Raw genomic sequence first — 20,517 nt, forward strand, 5'->3', positions numbered from 1 at the left:
GTAAACATTGCTGTGGAGATCAGACCGAGAGAGCGCGGCGTACTGGATCGCCCGGTCGAGCCGGGCGATGATAGCGGTGGATATCGCCGCACTGCGCATCTCACGCCGTATGCGCCTTGTAGGCGGCCTCATCCATCAGCCCGCCGAGCTCGCCCTTGTCGGCGATCTTGAGCTTGAAGAACCACGCCTTCCCGCCGGCGTCGGTGTTGACCAGCGCCGGCTCGTCGACGATCGCCTGGTTGACCTCGACCACCTCGCCGGTGATCGGAGCGTAGACGTCGGACGCCGCCTTGACCGATTCGACCACGGCGGCGGCCTCCGCCTTCTTCAGCGCGCGGCCGACCTGCGGCAGCTCCACGAACACGACGTCGCCGAGCTGGGCCTGGGCATAGTCGGTGATGCCGATGGTGGCGACGTCACCATCGATGCTGAGCCATTCATGGTCCGAGGTATAGAGCGTGGTCATGGACGTCCTTCAGCGCTTGTGAGGGTCAACGTTTGTAGGTGTTGGGAACGAACGGCATCGCCGCGACGCGCAGCGGCAGTCGCTGGCCGCGCACATCGGCGAACAGCTTTGTGTCGAGGGCTGCCAGCGCCATCGGCACGTAGCCCATCGCGACCGGCGCATTCAGCGTCGGCCCGAAGCCGCCCGAGGTGACCTTGCCGACCGGCTCGGCCGCATCGGCAGTGGCGAACAACGTGGCCCCCTCGCGCACCGGCGCGCGGCCCTCGGGCCTCAAGCCGACGCGGCGGCGTGCCGCACCATGGTCGAACTGTGCCAGGATCCTGTCGGCGCCAGGGAAGCCGCCGGCGCGCGCACCGCCGTTACGGCGGACCTTCTGCACCGACCATTCCAGCGCGCCCTCGACCGGCGTCGTCGTGGTGTCGATGTCGTGGCCGTAGAGGCAGAGCCCGGCCTCCAGCCGCAGGCTGTCGCGCGCGCCGAGCCCGATCGGAAGGACGTCCTTGTCATCGGACAACAGCGCGTCCGCCAACTGCTCGGCCTGGTTGGCGGGAACCGAGATCTCAAAACCGTCTTCGCCGGTATAGCCCGAGCGCGAGACGTAGCAGGCGAGCCCGTCGACCGTGCGCGGGCCGGCATCCATGAAGCGCATGCCCTCGGCCTCTGCACAGAATTTCGCCAGCACGGCTGCCGCCTTCGGACCCTGCAGCGCCAGCAGGGCGCGGTCGTTCAGCGGTTGCACCTCGCAGGCGTCCGACAGCGCGTCCTGGAGGAGCTTGATGTCGGCGTCCTTGCAGGCGGCGTTGACCACCAGCACGAGGTGCTCGCCAAAATTCGCCACCATCAGGTCGTCGAGGATGCCGCCGTCGGGGTTGGTGAACTGGGCATAGCGCTGGCGGCCCGGCGGAATGCCGATGATGTCCTGCGGCACCAGCCGCTCCAGCGCCGCCGCGGCGTCAGCGACCTTCCCGGATTTCGGCACCAGCGCGACCTGACCCATGTGGGAGACGTCGAACAGTCCGGCCGCGCTGCGGGTATGGAGGTGCTCCTTGAGCACGCCGGGCGCGTATTGCACCGGCATCTCATAGCCGGCGAACGGCACCATCTTGCCGCCAAGGCTGACATGCAGCGCATGCAGCGGCGTTCGCTTGAGTGAAACAGAGGGAGCAGCAGCGGGTTCAGCCATCGATCAGGGGTCCTCGCGCGGTTCCTCGGGACCAGTCCCGAAAAACGCCACCGAAGCCCCATCTGTCGCTGTGCCTGAGAGTATTATCCCGTCGGCGGACGCGTCCCGGTCAAAGCCGGACGTGCGTCTCTTTCCAGATGCAGTTGCAGTCGCGAGGGTCCTTTTGCCTGAGAGTTTCCGGGGCGGTTGCTCCTTCGGCGCCGACCCTTGAAGTTCAACCAGAACCTCAAGAGACGGTCTCTCCCGACGCGACTGTCGTCTATGACCCGGACAAAACACCAGCCGGTGGGTGCTGTCAACGCGTCACGCGGGCTTTCAACCAGCTTTAGGAGCCGTGCAGCAAGCCCATGATGTTTCTGCACAGTTTCTGGACACGCGAAGTCCCCTTGTCTAAAAGCGTTTCCGCCGAATTCCCGGACTTCTTCGATTGGATTGCTATGAGCGGCGTCAACGAGATCAGGTCGACCTTCCTCAACTTCTTCGCCGCGAACGGCCACGAGATCGTGCCGTCCTCGCCGCTCGTGCCGCGCAACGACCCGACTTTGATGTTCACGAACGCTGGCATGGTGCAGTTCAAGAACGTCTTCACCGGCGTCGAGAAGCGGCCCTACAGCCGCGCCACCACCTCGCAGAAATGCGTGCGCGCCGGCGGCAAGCACAACGACCTCGACAATGTCGGCTACACCGCCCGGCATCACACCTTCTTCGAGATGCTCGGCAACTTCTCCTTCGGCGACTACTTCAAGGAGAACGCCATCGAGCTCGCCTGGAAGCTGGTGACGAAGGAGTTCGGGCTGCCGAAGGACAAGCTGACGGCGACCGTCTATGTCGACGACGACGAGGCGTTCGGGCTGTGGAAGAAGATCGCCGGCCTCCCGGAATCGCGCATCATCCGCATCGCGGGCTCGGATAATTTCTGGCAGATGGGCGACACCGGCCCGTGCGGCCCATGCTCGGAGATCTTCTACGACCACGGCGACAAGATCTGGGGCGGCCCTCCGGGCTCGCCGGAGCAGGACGGCGACCGTTTCATCGAGATCTGGAACCTCGTGTTCATGCAGTATGAGCAGCACGAGGGGGGAGGGCGCGTCAGCCTGCCGAAGCCGTCGATCGACACCGGCGCAGGCCTCGAGCGCGTCGCCGCCGTGCTGCAGGGCAAGCACGACAATTACGACATCGACCTGTTCGTCGCGCTGATCCGCACCATTGCCGACCTCACCAATGCCGATCCCGGGGGGCCGCAGAAGGCAAGCCTGCGCGTCATCGCCGACCACCTGCGCGCCTCGTCGTTCCTGATCTCGGACGGCGTGCTGCCGTCCAACGAAGGCCGCGGCTACGTGCTGCGCCGGATCATGCGCCGCGCCATGCGCCACGCCCAGCTGCTCGGTGCCCGCGAGCCGCTGATGCACAAGCTCGTCGGCACGCTCTCGCGCGAGATGGGCCAAGCCTATCCGGAGCTGATCCGCGCCGAGGCGCTGATCAAGGAGACGCTGCGGCTGGAAGAGACCCGCTTCCGCAAGACCCTGGAGCGCGGCCTCACCATCCTCGACGAGAAGTCGGCCGGCTTGCAGAAGGGCGACATGTTCGACGGCGATGTCGCCTTTACCCTGTACGACACCTATGGCTTCCCGCTCGACCTGACCCAGGACGCGCTGAAGTCGCGCGGCATCAGCGTCGACCAGGCCTCCTTCACCGACGCCATGGACCGCCAGCGGGCCAAGGCGCGGGCGGCGTGGGCGGGAAGCGGCGAGGCGGCGACGGAGACCATCTGGTTCCCGCTGCGCGAGAAGCTCGGCGCCACCGAATTCCTCGGCTATGACACCGAGATCGCCGAGGGCGCGGTCACGGCCTTGATCAAGGACGGCGCCGAGGTCGACAGCCTCAAGGCCGGCGAGAGCGGCGCCATTGTGCTCAACCAGACACCGTTCTACGGCGAGTCCGGTGGTCAGGTCGGCGATACCGGTGTGCTCTCCGGCGACGGCATCAAATTCCGCGTCACCGACACCCAGAAGAAGGCCGGCGACCTGTTCGTGCATATCGGCACGGTGGAGCAGGGCACGCTCAAGCTCGGCTCTGCGCTGCAGCTCGACGTCGATCACGGCAGGCGCTCGGCGATCCGCGCCAATCATTCCGCGACCCACATCCTGCACGAGGCGCTGCGCCAGGTGCTCGGCGACCACATCGCCCAGCGCGGCTCGCTGGTGTCTCCCGACCGGCTGCGCTTCGACTTCGTCCATCCGAAGCCGATCTCTCCCGAAGAGCTCGCCCGCGTCGAGGACATCGCCAATGACGTCGTGCTGGAGAACGCCGAGGTTACGACCCGACTGATGGGGCTCGACGACGCCCGCGAGGCCGGCGCGCGCGCGCTGTTCGGCGAGAAGTATGGCGACGAGGTCCGCGTCGTCTCGATGGGCCATGCGGCGCGCGAGCTGGGCTCGAATGCAATGGGCTGGTCGGTCGAGCTGTGCGGCGGCACGCACGTCAAGCGCACCGGCGACATCGGCCTGATCGCGGTCACCTCCGAAAGTGCGGTCGCGTCGGGTGTCCGCCGCATCGAGGCGCTGACCGCGCGCGGCGCGCGCGCCCATGCCAACCACAATCTCTCGCTCGCCAAGGCCGCCGCGGCCGAGCTGCGCACCACGGTCGAGGACGTGCCGGCGCGCATCACCGCGTTGATGGAGGAACGCAAGAAGCTCGAGCGCGAGCTGTCGGATGCGCGCAAGAAGCTCGCGATGGGTGGCGGTGCCGCGGCCGGCGGAGCCACCTCCGGCATTCGCGAGGTCGCCGGCATCAAGCTGATGGCCCGTGCAGTCGATGGCGTCGAGGTGAAGGACCTCAAGTCGCTCGTCGACGAGGCCAAGAAGCAGCTCGGCTCCGGCGTCGTCGCCATCGTCGGCCGCGCCGAGGACGGCAAGGCGGGCGTGGTGGTCGGCGTCACCGCCGACCTCACCGCGCGCTTCAACGCGGTCGACCTCGTGCGCGCGGCCTCCGAGGCGCTTGGCGGCAAGGGCGGAGGCGGCCGTCCCGACATGGCCCAGGCCGGCGGCCCCGACGGCACCAAGGCGGAGGCAGCGCTGGCCGCGATCGAGAGCGCGATCGGCAAGGCAGGCTGATCGTGCCCGCGCTCGGGCCGGGCGAGAGCGTTCGCGATCCCGATCTGCGCGACCGGTTGTACGAGCTGCTCGAGCACGATCATCTGCCGAGCACGCACGGCTCGCGCTTGGTCCAGCTGATCGTGCTCGTCATCACGCTCGACGTGCTGGCGGTGGTGCTGGCCTCGGACCCGGACATCGCGGCCGCCTTCGGCCTGCCGCTACGGGCGATCAAGGTCGGCGCGCTGATCGTGTTCGCCGCCGAGTACGTCGCGCGGCTGTGGAGTGTGGCCGGGCACATGCCGCGGCGCCAGTCGCCGCGCCAGGACCGCGTTGCCTACGCGCTCTCCGCGCTCGGATTGGTCGACCTCCTGTCCTTCGTGCCGGCGGCGATCGCGCTGGCGCTCGGCGATCGCACCTTGGAAGCGCTGTGCATCGTGCTGCCCTTCCTCAAGCTGGTGCGCTATTCGCCGGCGCTGCGCTCGCTGCTGTCGGCGGTGCAGGCCGAGCGGCGTACCTTGATCGGCTGCCTCGTGATCCTGGCCGGCGCGGTGCTGCTGTTCGCCTCGCTGCTCTACGCGGTCGAGCACGACGTCCAGCCCGACAAGTTCGGCACCATCCCGCACGCGATGTGGTGGGCGATCGTGACGCTCGGCACCGTCGGCTATGGCGACGTCGTGCCGGTGACGGCGCTCGGCCGCGTCATCACGGTGTTCGCGATCATCTGGGGTTTTGCCATGATTGCGTTGCCGGTTGCGATCATCTCGACTGCGTTCGCTGAGGAGATCAAGCGGCGCGATTTCGTCGTCACCTGGGGCATGCTCGCCAAGGTGCCGCTGTTCGCCCATCTCAACGCCTCTGAGATCGCCGACATCATGCGGCTGTTGCGCGCGCGCACGATCGAATCCGGCGAGGTGCTGGTGCGGCGCGGCGACGCGGCGTCATCGATGTATTTCATCACCGCGGGCGAGGTCGAGATCGAACTGCCGACGCAATGCGTGAGGCTCGCCGACGGCACTTTCTTCGGCGAGATCGCGCTTCTGCACCGGACCAAGCGCTCCGGGACGGTGAAGGCGACGCGCAAGACCCGGCTGCTGGTGCTCGATGCGCAGGATTTCCACGCCTTGATTGCGCGCATGCCGGCGCTCGCCGCGCATGTCACTACCATCGCGAAAGCGCGCATGGCCGATTCCGGCGACCTTGCCCTCGCCGAGCTGTCACAGGCCGAGCACGACGATCAGCCCGGCGGGTAGGGCGAAAGTAGCCCGGATGAGTTCGTAGCCCGGATGAGCGAAGCGACATCCGGGTTCAAGTATGCGCTCGGTGTGTGGTGACGGCGGCCCCGCATGTCGCGCCGGCCTACGCCCTTCGGGCTACGGCGACCGCTCATGCGGGCTACGAGAGACGGTGCCTCGTTACGCCTTTTCCTTCGCCACCGCGGCGTCCTTCAGCTTGCCGATCGCTTCCTTCACGGCCGGGTCGAGGCCGGCGCCGCCGGCATCGTGATGCGCATAGATCGTCTTGAGCATGCGCGGGTCCCAGAACTTCTTGATGTGCTCGGCGACGCCGGCGACCTCTTTTTCCTGGCCCTGGCTCTGGAAGAACTTGCCGATCTGGTTGGCCATGTAGACGAGGCGATCTTGGGGGTTATGCGACATGGGTGTTGTCCGTCTGTGTTGATCGCGCGCCGGTGTCGGCGCTCGCGACGATCCGTTCGGGATGGGTGAAGATTTCGAAGCCGTCGTTGCGGGCGACGGCAATGAGCGTGATGCCGGCGGCTTCCGCCATGCGGATGGCGAGCGCGGTCGGCGCTGACACCGCGACCATGACGGGCGCGCCCATCGCCGCCGCCTTCTGCACAAGCTCGACCGAGACGCGGCTCGTCAGGATCACGATTCCCTCGTTGGCCGCGCAGCGCGCCTGGGCCAAGTGGCCGGCGAGCTTGTCGAGCGCGTTGTGGCGGCCGACATCCTCGCGCAAGCCAACGATGCCGCGCGCCGGCGTCCAGAACGCCGCGGCGTGCACGGCGCGGGTCTCGTGATTGAGCTTCTGCAGCGGCTCGATCGCCGCCAGCGCCGCCATGATGTCGCGCGGCGCGAAGCGCCGGCCGTCGGGGACATGCGCCGCCGGCCGCACCGCTTCGCTGATGGAATCGATGCCGCACAGGCCGCAGCCGGTGGGGCCGGCGATGTTGCGGCGGCGCTCCGCCATGCGTTCGGCGAGCGCATCGGGCAGCCACATCCTGAGCTCGATGCCGTCATCCAGCTCGACGACATCGAGCGAGATGATGTCGTCGCGGCTTTTGATGACACCCTCGTTGAGGCTGAAGCCGATGGCGAAGTCCGCGAGGTCCTGCGGCGTCGCCATCATGACGGCCTGGGTGCCGCCATTATAGGTCAGCGCGACCGCGGTCTCCTCCGGGACGCGGCGGGTGCCCTCGGAGAGGGCCCCGTCGCGCCAGACCAGACGATCCGCGATGCGCACTGCATCTCGCATGCTACTCCGCCGCCTCCACGATCGGGGCGATGCGGCGCGAGTTGCGGGCCTGCTCGTCATAGGCCTTCTGCCAGTCCGACGGGCCGTTGGACTGCGACACCTGCACCGCCGTGACCTTGTACTCCGGACAATTGGTCGCCCAGTCGGAGTAGTCGGTGGTGATGACGTTGGCCTGCGTCAGCGGATGGTGGAACGTGGTGTAGACCACGCCCGGTGCCACGCGCTCCGAGATCAGCGCATGCAAGGTGGTCTCGCCGGCACGGCTGGTCAGCCGCACCCAGTCGCCGTCACGGATGCCGCGCTGCTCGGCGTCATGAGGATGGATCTCCAGCACGTCCTCGCCATGCCACACCACGTTGTCGGTGCGCCGCGTCTGGGCCCCGACATTGTACTGCGACAGGATGCGCCCCGTCGTGAGCAGGAGCGGGAAGCGCGGGCCGGTGCGCTCGTCGGTCGCGACGTATTCGGTGACCACGAACTTGCCCTTGCCGCGGACGAAGCCGTCGACATGCATGATCGGCGAGCCCTCCGGATACTTCTCGTTGCAGGGCCACTGCACCGAGCCCATCTCGTCGAGCTTCTGATACGACACGCCGGTGAAGGTCGGCGTCAGCGCCGCAATCTCGTCCATGATCTCGGACGGGTGGCTGTACTTCATCTCGAAGCCCATCGCCTTGGCGAGCCCGATCGTGACCTCCCAGTCGGCGAGGCCGTTGCGCGGCGTCATCACCTTACGCACGCGCTGGATGCGGCGCTCGGCGTTGGTGAAGGTGCCGTCCTTCTCCAGGAAGGTCGAGCCGGGCAGGAACACGTGGGCGTAGTTGGCGGTCTCGTTCAGGAACAGGTCCTGCACGATGACGCATTCCATCGACGACAGCGCCTGCACCACATGAGTGGTGTTGGGATCCGACTGCAGGATGTCCTCGCCCTGCACGTACAGGCCCATGAAGGTGCCTTCGATCGCCGAGTCGAACATGTTCGGGATGCGCAGGCCCGGCTCAGGGTTGAGCTTGACGTTCCACATCGCCTCGAACTGGTCGCGCACCGCGTCGCCCGAGATGTGCCGGTAGCCCGGCAGCTCGTGCGGGAACGAGCCCATGTCGCACGAGCCCTGCACGTTGTTCTGGCCGCGCAGCGGATTCACGCCGACGCCGCGGCGGCCGATATTGCCGGTCGCCATCGCGAGGTTGGCGATCGCGATCACCGTGGTCGAGCCCTGGCTGTGCTCGGTGACGCCAAGGCCGTAATAGATCGCGCCATTGCCGCCGGTGGCGTAGAGCCGGGCGGCGCCGCGGATCGCTTCCGCATCGACGCCGGAGATCTTGGCAATCGCTTCGGGGCTGTTCTTCTCCAGCGAAACGAACTCGGCCCAATCCTGGAATTCACTCCAGTCGCAACGCTCGCGCACGAAGGTCTCATCGACCAGGCCTTCGGTGACGATGACATGCGCCATCGCGGTCAGGATCGCGACGTTGGTGCCGGGCAGCAGCGGCAAATGATAGTCGGCCGCGACATGCGCCGACTTCACGAGGTCGATCTTGCGCGGATCGACCACGATCAGCCTGGCGCCTTCGCGCAGCCGCTTCTTCATGCGCGAGCCGAACACCGGATGCGCATCGGTCGGGTTGGCGCCGATCACCATGATGACGTCAGAGTCCTCGACCGAGTCGAAGTCCTGCGTACCGGCCGAGGTGCCGAAGGTGGTGGCGAGGCCATAACCGGTCGGCGAGTGGCAGACGCGGGCGCAGGTGTCGACGTTGTTGTTGCCGAAGCCGGCGCGGATCAGCTTCTGCACCAGATAGGTCTCTTCGTTGGTGCAGCGTGAGGAGGTGATGCCGCCGATCGAGTCGCGACCGTATTTGGCCTGGATGCCGCGCATCTTCTGCGCCGCGAACGTGAACGCCTCGTCATAGGAGACCTCGCGCCAGGGCTGGTCGATGGTCTCGCGGATCATCGGCTTGAGGATGCGCTCCTTGTGGGTGGCATAGCCCCAGGCGAAGCGGCCCTTGACGCAAGAATGGCCGCGATTGGCCTTGCCGTCCTTGTAGGGCATCATGCGCACGACTTCCTCGCCGCGCATCTCCGCCTTGAAGGTGCAGCCGACGCCGCAATAGGCGCAGGTGGTGACAGCCGAGTGCTCGGGCTGGCCGATCTCGATCACGCTCTTCTCGGTCAGGGTGGCGGTCGGGCAGGCCTGCACGCAGGCGCCGCAGGACACGCACTCCGAGCCCAGGAAGCTCTCGCTCATGCCCGGCGACACCCGGCTGTCGAAGCCGCGGCCGGAGATGGTCAGCGCGAACGTGCCCTGGACTTCCTCGCAGGCGCGGACGCAGCGCGAGCAGACGATGCACTTGGAAGGATCATAGGTGAAATAGGGGTTCGACTCGTCCTTCGGCAGCCAAGCCGGATTGGCCTCGCCGCAGGCGTCGGCGAACACGTGGTTCTCACCCTGGTTGCCGTAGCGCACGTCGCGCAGGCCGACGGCGCCGGCCATGTCCTGCAGCTCGCAATCGCCATTGGCGGCACAGGTCAGACAGTCGAGCGGGTGGTCGGAGATGTAGAGCTCCATCACGCCCTTGCGCAGCTTCTTCAGCCGCTCGGTCTGGGTGTGGACGACGAGGCCAGGGGCCACCGGCGTGGTGCACGACGCCGGCGTGCCGGCGCGGCCTTCGACCTCGACGAGGCAGAGGCGGCAGGAGCCGAACGCGTCGACCATGTCGGTCGCGCACAGCTTCGGGATCTGCGTGCCGGCCTCCATGGCCGCGCGCATGATCGAGGTGCCCTCGGGAACGGTGATGCTCTCGCCGTCGATGGTGAGCGTCACCATCTTTTCGGACTTGGAGAGCGGCGTGCCGTAATCGGTTTCGTGGATGAGCGACATGGTCGGTGTCCTTGTTCCCGATATCTTATTCCGCAGCCTGCAGGCGCGGCTGCTGAGGTCCGAAATCTTCGCGGAAATGCTTGAGTGCCGAGAGCACGGGGTAGGGCGTGAAGCCGCCGAGTGCACACAGCGAGCCGAGTTTCATGGTGCCGCAGAGGTCCTCGACCAATGCGATGTTCTCCGCGACGCGCTCGCCGCGGCGGATCTTGTCGATGGTCTCGGCGCCGCGGGTCGAGCCGATGCGGCAGGGCGTGCACTTGCCGCAGGACTCGATGGCGCAGAACTCCATCGCGAAGCGCGCCTGCTTCGACATGTCGACGGTGTCGTCGAACACGACGATGCCGCCATGGCCGATCAGGCCGTCGCGCGCGGCAAACGCCTCGTAGTCGAATGGCGTGTCGAACAGGGCGCGCGGGAAGTAGGCGCCGAGCGGCCCGCCGACCTGTACCGCCCGCACCGGACGGCCGGTGAAGGTGCCGCCGCCGATGTCGTCGACGAGATCGCCGAGCGTGACGCCGAACGCGGTTTCGAACAGGCCGCCGAACTTGATGTTGCCGGCGAGCTGGATCGGCATCGTACCGCGCGAGCGGCCCATGCCGAAATCGGCATAGGCCTTGGCGCCCCCGTCGAGAATGAAGGGGATCGCCGCGAACGACAGCAGGTTGTTGACCACGGTCGGCTTGTCGAACAGGCCATGATGCGCCGGCAGCGGCGGCTTGGCACGAACGATGCCGCGCTTGCCCTCGAGGCTCTCCATCAGCGCGGTCTCTTCGCCGCAGACATAGGCGCCGGCGCCGGTGCGGACCTCGAGATCGAACGTATAGTTGGAGCCCGCGATCTTGTCGCCGAGCAGGCCGGCTTTCTTGGCGATGTCGATCGCCTTGGTCATGGCCGCGATCGCGTGCGGATATTCCGAGCGCGTGTAGATGTAGCCCTTGGTGGCGCCCACCGCGAGGCCGCAGATGGTCATGCCTTCGATCAGCACGAAGGGATCGCCTTCCATCAGCATGCGGTCGGCGAAGGTGCCGCTGTCGCCCTCGTCGGCGTTGCAGATGACGTATTTGCGGTCGGCGGCCGTCTGCGCCACCGTCTTCCACTTGATGCCGGTCGGGAAGCCGGCGCCGCCGCGGCCGCGCAGGCCCGACGTCGTGACCTCGGCGATCACGGCATCGGGCGTCAGCGTCAGGGCGCGGGTCAGGCCCTTGTAGCCGCCATGGGCGCGGTAGTCGTCGAGCGACAGCGGATCGACGATGCCGCAGCGGGCGAAGGTGAGGCGGGTCTGCCGCTTCAGCCACGGGATCTCCTCGGTCAGGCCGAGCGAGAGCTTGTGCGGCTTGTCGGCGATGATGGCGTCGAGCAGCGACGGCACGTCATCAGTGGTCACCGGGCCGAACGCGAACCGGCCCTGCGCCGTTTCCAGCTCGACCAGCGGCTCCAGCCAGTACAACCCACGCGAGCCGTTGCGGACGATCTCGATGGCGACATTGCGCTCCAGCGCCGCGCTGTGCAGCGCCTGCGCGACCTCATCGGCGCCGACGGCGAGCGCGCCGGCATCACACGGGACAAAAAGACGCATGCTCATCGCTGTGCCTCCGAGACGAGGGCATCGATCCGGGCTTCGTCGAGACGGCCGACCAGGCGTCCATCCAGCATTGCCGACGGTGCGGTGGCGCACAGGCCGAGGCAGTAGATCGGCTCAAGAGTAACGCGCTCATCGGCGGTTGTGTTTCCAATGGAGATGCCGAGCTTCGCTTCGGCGCGCGCGGCAAGCGCATCACCGCCGGCAGCCTGGCAGGCCTCGGCGCGGCACAGCTTCAGCACGTGGCGTCCGGCCGGTTTGGCGCGGAAATCATGATAAAACGTGAAGACGCCATACACCTCGGCGCGCGACAGGTTCAGCGCGGAGGCGATCATCGGAATTGCCTCTTCGGGCACATGGCCGAACGTCTCCTGCAACGCGTGCATGATCGGCAATGTCGCGCCCTCCATCTTGGAGTGCTCCGCGATGATCTCGGCGCCGCGCGCCGTCTCCCAAGTCTCGTACACCGGCGTCATCCTGATCCCGATTGATGCGTTGCGATCGTTTCGCACATCAGAATTGGAATTGCTCGAAATATCAATAAAGCAGTCCCGTGCTGCGATAGCGAAACGCAATCGTCGAATAGCTAAAAAGAGACGAAAAACAGGCCTTCACGCGACGGGGATGCGGCGCGTTTTACCATGTCGGGGACCCCCTCGTCATGGTAGAGTTTCGCTATCGCCGGTTACCCCGGAAACGTGCGGAACCAGGCTGTTCAACTGCTGGAAGGCCTACCTCTTGATCGACAAGCTCGAACTGCTGCTGGCCCTGGCCAAGGAGCGCCATTTCGGCCGCGCCGCGGAGACCTGCGGGGTCACCCAGCCGACGATGTCGACCAGCATCAAGCAGCTCGAGGAGATTCTCGGGGTCATGCTGGTGCAGCGCGGCTCGCGGTTCCAGGGGTTCACGCCCGAGGGCGAGCGCACGCTGGACTGGGCGCGCCGGATCGTTGGCGACTTCCGGGCCATGCGCCAGGAGATCAACGGCCTCAAGGACAAGCTGTCGGGCGAGATCCGCATTGCGGCGGTTCCGACCGTGCTCGGCATGGTGGCGTCGTTGACGACGCCGTTCCGCGCCAAGCATCCGGAGGTGCGGTTCCGGATCATGTCGTGCACCTCGGCCGACGTGCTCGGCCTGCTGGAGAACCTCGAGGTCGATGCCGGGCTGACCTACATCGAGAACGAGCCGATCGGCCGTGTCCGCACCATCCCGCTCTACAACGAGAGCTACCGGCTGCTGACGGCGCCGGATGCGATGTTCGGCGATCGCGAGCAGGTGACCTGGAAGGAAGTCGGGCAGGTGCCGCTATGCCTGCTGACGCCGGACATGCAGAACCGCCGCATCATCGACCGGGCGCTGCGTGCCGCCGGCAACGAGGTGACGCCGACGCTCACCTCGAACTCGCTGCTGGTGCTCTACACCCACGTCAAGACCGGCCGCTGGGCCAGCGTCATGCCGGCCAAGCTCGCCGAGACGCTGGGGCTCGCCGACAAGGTACGCTCGATCCCGATCATCGATCCCGTGATCAACTACCAGATCGGCCTCGTCATCCCGCAGCGCGACCCGATGACGCCGCTGATTGCAGCGCTGGTACAGGTCGCCCGCGAGGTCGCGCCCAGCCTGCAGGCGTGAGGCGCATATCCGCGGGCTGAGTTGCCGTTTGCGAGGTCACTCACAACCTGCTGAAAGCCATAGCCCTGGATTGCTTCGCTGCGCTCGCAATGACGGCGCGCAACTATTTCCATACGTGATTGCGAGCGCAGCGAAGCAATCCAGGCTGGCACCTCGGAGGCGGTCGACATTGTATGTCCACAAGTCGGATGAGCGTGGCATCCGCCCGAGCCGGGGGGCGGCGTCTTCCCGGATCCTCAACTTTGGGTCCGGCAGGGGATCCGAACCTCGTAGTGTGTCGACTGCGCGTCGTAGCGACTGAGCAGCACCTGCGCCGCCGGCGGCACGACGGCCGTGTCATGCGCCGGCCCTGCGAAGCGCGCGACTGCGTCCAGGTTGGCGAATGTCATGATGGTCATGAACTCGACCTCCGCGGCAACGGGTCTGCGCAGCAATGCGATGTCCAGAAATCCGTCGATGTTCCGAGCCTCGATACCGGGAAAGATGGTCGACCGCAGCAGGTCCTCATAGGCATCCGCATTCGCGGGGCTGGTCCAGCCGCGCCAAAGCCGCTTCAGCATCACAATGCTCCTTCGGGTACGATGATGGTCACCGAACCCTTGCACGGGCGTCGCGCGCCGGACTTGGTCAAAGTTGCGGTCCGCGCACCAGCTCGCGGAGCGGCAGCGCCGTTCAGTAGGTCGCAAACCGATCCCGCATGATCTTCTCCTCCTGCCGGATGCGCAGGGTCAGCGGCACGGCATAGGTGATCAGGCCGACCACGAGCGTGACATAGGCGTGCAGGGTCAGGGCGTAGCCGATCAGCTCGGGCAGGATGTTGAGGAAATAGTTGGGATGGCGGACCATTCGGAACAGCGGATGTGTTACGAGCGCGTGGTCGCGCGCGATCATCAGCTTGACGGTCCAGAAGCGGCCGAGCAGTTGTGACACCACCAGCAGCATCGCCGCGCCGAACAGATAGATCACGAAGCCGGTGAGGCTGACGGCGTCGACCGGCGCGTCGCGGACGAGACCCTCTACCGTCGCGGCGAGATAGAAGGCGACATGAGCGATCGCGAGCCAGCGCGACACCGAGGCGCCGTATTCGGTCGCGCCGTCGGCGCGCAGCCGCTTCTCGTTGCGGATCGAGACGGCGAGCATGGCGAAACGATAGGCAAAGGCTGCGACGATGAAGGCGATGATCACGCTCGGCACTCCAGATTTCGGAGCGATTGCCTTAGTTGCTGATGCGCAGGTGCGTCAATACCACGTTCCGCCGATGTTGCATTTCTGAAAGGACAAACTGATCGCAGACTCGGGCGTCATGTGCCGCGAGAGTTTGCTGGGGGGACAGCGGCGCTTGTCGATGCAGGCGTGCACGACGACTTTTTTGTAGCTGCCGTAGGGTGGGCAAAGAGCCGCCCGTAGGGCGGCGCGTGCCCACCGTCTGCGTTCGCCAACATCGGTGGGCACGGCGCGCGAGAGAGTACAGCTCAATGCCCGTCTCGCGGGCGCGCCTTTGCCCACCCTGCGTCGCCACGAACGCCGCTCACGCCGCGACCGAGATGTTCGCCGTGGCCTTGTACGCGTCGCGGGGCAGGGTGACGCGGACGACGGTGCCGAGCTCGAGCCGGGAGCGCAGCCGCATCGAGCCGCCATGCAGCTGGGTCAGCGAGCGGGCGATGGCGAGGCCGAGGCCGGAGCCATGATAGGTCTTGGTCATCTGGCTCTCGACCTGCTCGAACGGGCGGCCGAGCCGCGCCAGCGACTGCGCGGGGATGCCGATGCCGGTGTCGGCGATGATGAGCACGACCTTGTCCTCGAACACGCGGCTGCGCATCGTGACGCGGCCGCCATCGGGGGTGAACTTCACCGCGTTCGACAGCAGGTTGACCATGATCTGCTTGGTGGCGCGTCGGTCGGCGACGACGGGAATGCTGCCCTCGATGTCGGCGTCGAGCACCAGGCTCTTGTCCTGGGCGCGGCCGGAGACGACGCGCAGCGATTCCGCCAGCGTCTTGGCGAGATCCAGCGGCTCCATGTCGAGCTTCATGCGGCCGGCCTCGATCTTCGACATGTCGAGGATGTCGTTGATCACTTCGAGCAGATACTGACCCGAGGTCAGGATGTCGTGACAGTATTCCTGGTACTTCTCCGAGCCGAGCGAGCCGAACATGCCGCTGCCCATGATCTCGGAGAAGCCGATGATGGCGTTGAGCGGCGTGCGCAGCTCGTGGCTCATATTGGCGAGGAATTTCGACTTGGTCTGGTTGGCTTCCTCGGCCCGGGTCTTTTCCTGCGAATACTTCTCGGCGAGGTCGGCGAGCTCGATCGCCTGGCGCTCCAGCGCGCTCTGCGAGCGCTGCAGGTCGATCACGGTGGCGCGCAGCCGCAGATCATTGTCGACGAGCTTCTGCTCGTGCTCCTTGATGCGGGTGATGTCGGTGCCGACCGAGACGTAGCCGCCGTCCTTGGTGCGGCGTTCGGAAATGTGCAGCCAGCTGCTGTCGTCGAGCTGCGCCTCGAAGGTGCGGCCGCCCGGCGCATGCTGGCTGTTGTCGTGCAGCCGGGTGCGGATCTCCGGCATCTTGCCGACCTCGATGACGGTCTCGTAGGAGGTGCCGGGCAACACCGCGGAGTCCGGCAGCTTGTGCAGCTTCTGGAAGTGCGAGTTGCAGAGCACGAGCCGGTTGTTGGCGTCCCACAGCACGAAGGCTTCCGAGATCGTCTCGATCGCGTCGCGCAGGCGCAGATCGGCCTCGACGGTCTTCTCGACCAGGCTCTTCTGCTCGGTGACGTCGACAGCGATGCCGATCAGATGCAGGCCGGAATCGGTCGTGCCCTGGCTAAGCTCGCAGCGCACCCGCAGCCAGATCCAGTGGCCCTCGGTGTGGCGCATGCGGAAGCTCTGGTCGATGTGGCGGAGTTCGCCGGCGACGAGCTGGTCGGCGATCTCGAACAGGTCGATGTCGTCGGAGTTCACCAGCGCATTGACCTCGCCGAACGTCAGCAGATCGGTGCGGTTGTCGAGGCCGAGCATCGCGAACATTGAGTTCGACCAGAAGATCCGGCCGCGCGACAGGTCCCAGTCCCACAGGCCGCAGCGGCCGCGGTTCAGCGCGGTGTCGATGCGGCCGCGCACGGCGTCGTTGATGAGGTCGCCCTCGCGCGCCCGTGTCGACTGCCAGTGGAAGGCGAAGCCGAGGATCAGCACGACGAAGCCGGTGGTCGCCGACAGCGTGACCGAGAGTGCGGCGTCCGAGCCCCAGATCGGCTCGAGCTTCTCCTGGATCACGACGACGCGGCCGGGCAGCGGCTTGATCAGCTGCGAGACGGCGAAGGCGGGACGGCCGTTCGGCAGCGTGATCTCGGTGACGGCGCCCTGCAGGCCCGGCGTCGCCAAGAGCTGCGCGGTCGAGATCAGGTCGAGGATGCGGTCGTTCTCACCGAGCCCGGTGTCGACCGGAACCCGGGCAAGAATGCGGTGGTCGGCGCCGGTCACGATCACGTGCCGGCCGGGCGCCGCGCCCCAGGCGGGGATCAGATCCGGCAGCAGGCTCTGCAGGTGCTCGATATTGGCCATCCGGTCCGGGCGCATCGCCAGGAAGCCGATGCGGTCGGCGAGCAGATCGGAGATCGCGGCCAGGTCGCGCTTGGTCGCGCCGCGCTTCTGCCGGCTCTGGTCGAGCACCTGGACGAAGGCGCCGAGGCAGATGGTGACGAGAAAGGCGATGATCAAAGTAGGGACAGCACGACGCAATACCGGCTCAGCAGTCAGCAGCCTTTGATAGGCCGGTTTCGCGATCGATTGCGCCAACCCTTTGATGGAATCAGAAGATTGGACGCACGCGTTCGCGGCATGCGCACGCGCCATGCTGTAGACCCCCGAAACTTCTTGGATACCCGAATTTCGAAAGAGCCCCAGCCGCTTCCGAATCAAGTCGATTTGAATCCAGATTTGTCGGGCTGTCGAGAGTCAACGATTTGGCAAAAGCCAATAAATCTTATCCAATGCGGAATTGCAGTGGCAAAAAGCCGGCGAGACGAGTCCGAAGCGGGAACACCACGTGACTCCGCGGCTTCAACCGTGCGGCGGCTCGGCGTGACTGATGACGCGCTTCACGGTCGGGAAGGCGCGACGCACCCCGCGCTCGATGTGGTCGACGTTGTCGTGCACCTTGAGCACGCTCATCGACGGCGCGGCGCGGCAATGGAAGTTGACGATCTCGCCGGCCTCGGTGTTGCGGACGCGGACATTGTGCACGTCATACATGTCCGTTTCGGCGGCGAAGCGCTGCAGGGCGGCGGCGATCTGCTCGACGCGGTCGGCCGGCGCATCGATGCCGAACGGCAACTCGGGTTCGAGCGGCTCGATATGGGTATCGACCTCGACATCGGCGCCGAACTCGTCGCGGATGCTGCGCTCCAGATCGTGCGCGATCGCATGCGCCGCGACCAGGCTCATGTCGCCATCGACCTCGAGGTCGATGGCGACGATCAGCCGACCGCCGATGTCGTGGACCGTGACGTGATGGATCGCGAGGCCGGAATTGCGCGCGATCACCATGATGCGCTCGCGCACGCTCTCGTTGCTCAACGCGACCGGCACCGTCGTGAAAGTGACATCGGCGCCGGCAAGGCTGATGTCGACCGCGGCCTGCGCATCGCGCTTGATCTCGTGGACGCGGTCGATCGGGTAGGTGCGCGGCACCTGGACGGTGGCATCGACGAAATGCGTGGCGCCGACGAGCCGTACCCGCAAGCGCTCGACATCGACGACGCCGGCTACCGAACGGATCGCAGCATCGGCCTTCTCGGCAGCTCCTTCCGGTGCACGGTCGAGCAGTGTTTCTACGGTGGAGCGCGCGAGCCGCAGGCCGAGCACCGATATCATCACCGCGACCGCGACCGCGGCGGCGGAATCGCCCCACCAGAATCCGAGCCCGGTGAGGACGAGGCCGGCGATGACGGCGATCGAGCCGAGCACGTCGGAGGCGAAATGCAGCGCGTCGGCAGCGAGCGCCTGGCTGTGGGTCTCGTGCGCGGCCCGGTGCAGTGCGCGGGCGCGCCAGAAATTGACGGCGATGTCGATCAGCAGCACCACGAAGGGAATCGCCGAGAGCGCCGGCGGCGGCGCCGCCTCGCGGAGCCGGCTGACGGATTCGACCAGCACGCCGCCGGCCAGCACGTAGAGCAGGGCGATGACGCCGAGCGCCGACAGGCTCTCCAACTTGCCGTGGCCGTAATGATGCTCGTCATCGGCCGGCCGGTCCGATACCCGAACGACCATCCATGTGATGACGGTGGCGACGACGTCGACCGCGCTGTGCAGCGCTTCGGAGACGAGGGCGAGACTGCCGATCAGAATGCCGACGATGAACTTCGCCGCGGCCATGCTGGCGCTCGCCGCGATCGAGATCGCAGCGACACGGGCCTTTCCGGAATCGACGTGAGAGACGGCGTCCTTCATGGCCGCGGATGTAGCAGCCGATGCCGCGCCGTGAAAGCCGGCATCGCGCGGCAAATTCGTCTTTGCCGCGCACTGTTTCGATTGCGTCTAAATGTCAGAACATTGGGCTCACAAGGTCACCACGATCTTGCCGAGATGCTTGTTCGCTTCCATGTGGGCGAATGCCGCGTCGATGTCGTCGAAGGCGAAGACACGGTCGAGCGGCAGCCGCAGCGTCCGGGATTCCACGGACTCCCAGATGTCCCGCTTCACCTCGGCGAAGATCGTGCGGATCTCCTCGATCGAGCGGGTGCGGAAGGTGACGCCGACATAGGTGATGCGGCGGGCCGCGTGGAGGTCGAAGTTGAAGTCGGCATGGGTGCCGCCGAGCCGGCCGACATTGACGATGCGCCCGAGCACCTTGGTCGCGGCGAGATTCTGGTTGGCGACCTGGCCCGAGACCTGATCGACGATCAGATCGACACCCTGGCCGCTCGTCGCCTTCAGTACCTGGTCGACCCAGCCGGGGTCGCTGGAGTCGATCGCGAGATCGGCGCCGAACTCCTTGAGACGCTCGCGGCGCGCCGCATCGGTGGAGGAGCCGATCACCAGCGATGCGCCCTTGAGCTTGGCGATCTGCATTGCCATCAGGCCGACGCCGGAACTCGCGCCTTGCACCAGCACGCTCTGGCCGGGCTGCAGCGCCCCGTTGGTGACGACGGCATTGTGCATCGTGGTTAGTGCGATCGGCAGCGTCGCGGCCTCGTCGAAATTCATGTTCGACGGCGCGTGGAACAGCCGGCCATGATCGGCGAGGGTGTATTCGGCGAACGCTGCGGCACCCGAGCCCATCACCCGGTCGCCGACCTTGATGCTCTTCGCATCCGGTCCGAGCTCGGCGACCTCGCCGGCCCATTCCATGCCGAGCACGGTGCCGACGCCGCCGGCGGCGCCGTGTGCGTGGCCCTTGGTCATGCCGAGGTCGGCGCGGTTGAGGCCGCAGGCGCGCACGCGGACCAGGACCTGCGTGCCCTTCGGCGTCGGCTTGGCGACATCGGTGATCGCGGCGCCCTGGGCGCCATAGACGTAAGCTTTCATCGCAAGCAATCCTGTCGGGGCAAAATGAGCGGCGACCTTACTGTGCCGCTCCTTGTGGCGCACGGCCTAACAGGCGGCGCGCTGCTCCGACAAGACTCTCCTGCTCGCGAACCGGTTCCGCCGACCGGGCATGCGCGTCAGGCGGCGACCGGAGCTTCTGCTTCGTCGAAGGCCGAGGAGACGTCGCGCATGCTGATGACGCCGGCCAGCGCGAAGTCGACGATGACGGGGAGGTGGCGGATGTGGTGCACGTTCATCAGGTGCCGCACATGCTCGAGCGTGTCCTCGGTGCTGCAGGAGATCAGCCGCTGCGGCGAGATCAGCTGCGAGACCTTCATGGTGACGCCGGCGGCGCCGTGCTCGGCGATCGCGCGCACGACATCGCGTTCGGTGAACATGCCGGCCGCGGTATTGCCTTCGGTGCGGACGACGTCCTTGACGACGAGGGCGCTGACATTGCTGGCGCGCATCAGCTGCGCCGCCACGCCGACGGTCTCGTTCATTCGCACCGTGATCACGCGCGCTGTCTTGTTGCGCAGGATGTCTCCGACTTTCATGGCACCCTCCCGTTGGTTAATTGAATGAGCGCGAGTCTGGTATACGTTATGCCAGAAGTCAATCTGGTCTGAATGTTTTTTGTGCGCTCGGTCGGCGGTACCGGG

At 66.4% G+C, this 20,517-nt stretch carries 16 protein-coding genes and 1 riboswitch; of the genes, 3 read left to right on the forward strand and 13 right to left on the reverse strand.

Features of this window, described 5'->3' with window-relative positions:
- Nucleotides 1-100 precede the first annotated feature (100 nt).
- Together gcvH and gcvT are read right to left on the reverse strand one after the other, a co-directional pair.
- Nucleotides 101-466, reverse strand: coding sequence for a glycine cleavage system protein GcvH (gcvH, locus tag S58_RS13250; protein ID WP_015665830.1), 366 nt, complete (start codon nt 464-466; stop codon nt 101-103).
- Between the two features lie 25 nt (nt 467-491).
- A complete protein-coding gene (gcvT, locus tag S58_RS13255) occupies nt 492-1,649 on the reverse strand; it encodes a glycine cleavage system aminomethyltransferase GcvT (RefSeq protein ID WP_015665831.1) in 1,158 nt (385 codons plus the stop codon).
- Between the two features lie 145 nt (nt 1,650-1,794).
- Nucleotides 1,795-1,905, reverse strand: a riboswitch (glycine riboswitch).
- A 181-nt stretch (nt 1,906-2,086) separates the two neighbouring features.
- Between gcvT and alaS the strand changes: the two genes are divergently transcribed.
- Together alaS and S58_RS13265 are read left to right on the forward strand one after the other, a co-directional pair.
- Nucleotides 2,087-4,762, forward strand: a complete 2,676-nt coding sequence (gene alaS / locus S58_RS13260) for an alanine--tRNA ligase (protein ID WP_042339386.1) — start codon at nt 2,087-2,089, stop codon at nt 4,760-4,762.
- 2 nt (nt 4,763-4,764) lie between these two features.
- Nucleotides 4,765-5,994 (forward strand): cyclic nucleotide-gated ion channel, encoded by a 1,230-nt coding sequence (locus S58_RS13265; protein ID WP_015665833.1) that lies wholly within the window; start codon nt 4,765-4,767, stop codon nt 5,992-5,994.
- A 162-nt stretch (nt 5,995-6,156) separates the two neighbouring features.
- Here the strand turns inward: S58_RS13265 and S58_RS13270 are convergent, their stop codons facing one another.
- Genes S58_RS13270 through S58_RS13290 form a run of 5 tightly spaced genes read right to left on the reverse strand, consistent with a single transcriptional unit; the run spans nt 6,157 to nt 12,173 of the window.
- A complete protein-coding gene (locus tag S58_RS13270) occupies nt 6,157-6,399 on the reverse strand; it encodes a formate dehydrogenase subunit delta (RefSeq protein WP_015665834.1) in 243 nt (80 codons plus the stop codon).
- A complete protein-coding gene (fdhD, locus tag S58_RS13275; protein WP_173424425.1) occupies nt 6,389-7,237 on the reverse strand; it encodes a formate dehydrogenase accessory sulfurtransferase FdhD in 849 nt (282 codons plus the stop codon). Before fdhD ends, S58_RS13270 begins: the two co-directional genes overlap by 11 nt.
- A 1-nt stretch (nt 7,238) precedes the next feature.
- Nucleotides 7,239-10,118 carry a formate dehydrogenase subunit alpha gene (gene fdhF, locus S58_RS13280; protein ID WP_015665836.1) on the reverse strand — a complete coding sequence of 960 codons (2,880 nt, stop codon included), beginning with the start codon at nt 10,116-10,118 and terminating at the stop codon, nt 7,239-7,241.
- 25 nt (nt 10,119-10,143) lie between these two features.
- The gene (locus S58_RS13285; protein ID WP_015665837.1) at nt 10,144-11,700 is read right to left on the reverse strand and encodes a formate dehydrogenase beta subunit; all 1,557 of its coding nucleotides are present in this window, start codon (nt 11,698-11,700) and stop codon (nt 10,144-10,146) included.
- The gene (locus S58_RS13290) at nt 11,697-12,173 is read right to left on the reverse strand and encodes a formate dehydrogenase subunit gamma (protein ID WP_042339388.1); all 477 of its coding nucleotides are present in this window, start codon (nt 12,171-12,173) and stop codon (nt 11,697-11,699) included. The genes S58_RS13285 and S58_RS13290 overlap by 4 nt, the downstream gene beginning before the upstream one ends.
- Nucleotides 12,174-12,435: 262 nt before the next feature.
- Between S58_RS13290 and S58_RS13295 the strand changes: the two genes are divergently transcribed.
- Nucleotides 12,436-13,329: a LysR family transcriptional regulator gene (locus S58_RS13295; RefSeq protein ID WP_015665839.1), complete on the forward strand. Its 894-nt coding sequence runs from the start codon at nt 12,436-12,438 to the stop codon at nt 13,327-13,329.
- A 236-nt stretch (nt 13,330-13,565) separates the two neighbouring features.
- On the opposite strand, the gene S58_RS13300 is transcribed toward S58_RS13295, so the two are convergent.
- From S58_RS13300 to S58_RS13325, 6 genes are all read right to left on the reverse strand, one after another.
- Nucleotides 13,566-13,889, reverse strand: a complete 324-nt coding sequence (locus S58_RS13300; protein ID WP_015665840.1) for a hypothetical protein — start codon at nt 13,887-13,889, stop codon at nt 13,566-13,568.
- A 112-nt stretch (nt 13,890-14,001) separates the two neighbouring features.
- Entirely contained in the window at nt 14,002-14,514 is a 513-nt protein-coding gene (locus S58_RS13305) for an isoprenylcysteine carboxyl methyltransferase family protein (RefSeq protein ID WP_015665841.1), read from the reverse strand.
- Nucleotides 14,515-14,857: 343 nt separating this feature from the next.
- Complete coding sequence (locus S58_RS13310; RefSeq protein WP_015665842.1) at nt 14,858-17,182, reverse strand: sensor histidine kinase; 2,325 nt, start codon at nt 17,180-17,182, stop codon at nt 14,858-14,860.
- Between the two features lie 207 nt (nt 17,183-17,389).
- A complete protein-coding gene (locus tag S58_RS13315) occupies nt 17,390-18,778 on the reverse strand; it encodes a cation diffusion facilitator family transporter (RefSeq protein ID WP_015665843.1) in 1,389 nt (462 codons plus the stop codon).
- 108 nt (nt 18,779-18,886) lie between these two features.
- The gene (locus S58_RS13320; protein ID WP_015665844.1) at nt 18,887-19,855 is read right to left on the reverse strand and encodes a quinone oxidoreductase family protein; all 969 of its coding nucleotides are present in this window, start codon (nt 19,853-19,855) and stop codon (nt 18,887-18,889) included.
- Nucleotides 19,856-19,992: 137 nt separating this feature from the next.
- Nucleotides 19,993-20,412, reverse strand: coding sequence for a CBS domain-containing protein (locus tag S58_RS13325; protein WP_015665845.1), 420 nt, complete (start codon nt 20,410-20,412; stop codon nt 19,993-19,995).
- Nucleotides 20,413-20,517: the final 105 nt, after the last annotated feature.

The organism is Bradyrhizobium oligotrophicum S58 (assembly GCF_000344805.1).
GTDB classification, from domain to species: domain Bacteria; phylum Pseudomonadota; class Alphaproteobacteria; order Rhizobiales; family Xanthobacteraceae; genus Bradyrhizobium; species Bradyrhizobium oligotrophicum.

What these genes read in the sequence shown, in the direction of transcription:
- gcvH (WP_015665830.1), bottom strand. Translation starts at nt 466, where the DNA reads ATGACCACGCTCTATACCTCGGACCATGAATGGCTCAGCATCGATGGT.
- gcvT (WP_015665831.1), bottom strand. Translation starts at nt 1,649, where the DNA reads ATGGCTGAACCCGCTGCTGCTCCCTCTGTTTCACTCAAGCGAACGCCG.
- alaS (WP_042339386.1), top strand. Translation starts at nt 2,087, where the DNA reads ATGAGCGGCGTCAACGAGATCAGGTCGACCTTCCTCAACTTCTTCGCC.
- S58_RS13270 (WP_015665834.1), bottom strand. Translation starts at nt 6,399, where the DNA reads ATGTCGCATAACCCCCAAGATCGCCTCGTCTACATGGCCAACCAGATC.
- fdhD (WP_173424425.1), bottom strand. Translation starts at nt 7,237, where the DNA reads ATGCGAGATGCAGTGCGCATCGCGGATCGTCTGGTCTGGCGCGACGGG.
- fdhF (WP_015665836.1), bottom strand. Translation starts at nt 10,118, where the DNA reads ATGTCGCTCATCCACGAAACCGATTACGGCACGCCGCTCTCCAAGTCC.
- S58_RS13285 (WP_015665837.1), bottom strand. Translation starts at nt 11,700, where the DNA reads ATGAGCATGCGTCTTTTTGTCCCGTGTGATGCCGGCGCGCTCGCCGTC.
- S58_RS13290 (WP_042339388.1), bottom strand. Translation starts at nt 12,173, where the DNA reads ATGACGCCGGTGTACGAGACTTGGGAGACGGCGCGCGGCGCCGAGATC.
- S58_RS13300 (WP_015665840.1), bottom strand. Translation starts at nt 13,889, where the DNA reads ATGCTGAAGCGGCTTTGGCGCGGCTGGACCAGCCCCGCGAATGCGGAT.
- S58_RS13310 (WP_015665842.1), bottom strand. Translation starts at nt 17,182, where the DNA reads ATGGCGCGTGCGCATGCCGCGAACGCGTGCGTCCAATCTTCTGATTCC.
- S58_RS13315 (WP_015665843.1), bottom strand. Translation starts at nt 18,778, where the DNA reads ATGAAGGACGCCGTCTCTCACGTCGATTCCGGAAAGGCCCGTGTCGCT.
- S58_RS13320 (WP_015665844.1), bottom strand. Translation starts at nt 19,855, where the DNA reads ATGAAAGCTTACGTCTATGGCGCCCAGGGCGCCGCGATCACCGATGTC.
- S58_RS13325 (WP_015665845.1), bottom strand. Translation starts at nt 20,412, where the DNA reads ATGAAAGTCGGAGACATCCTGCGCAACAAGACAGCGCGCGTGATCACG.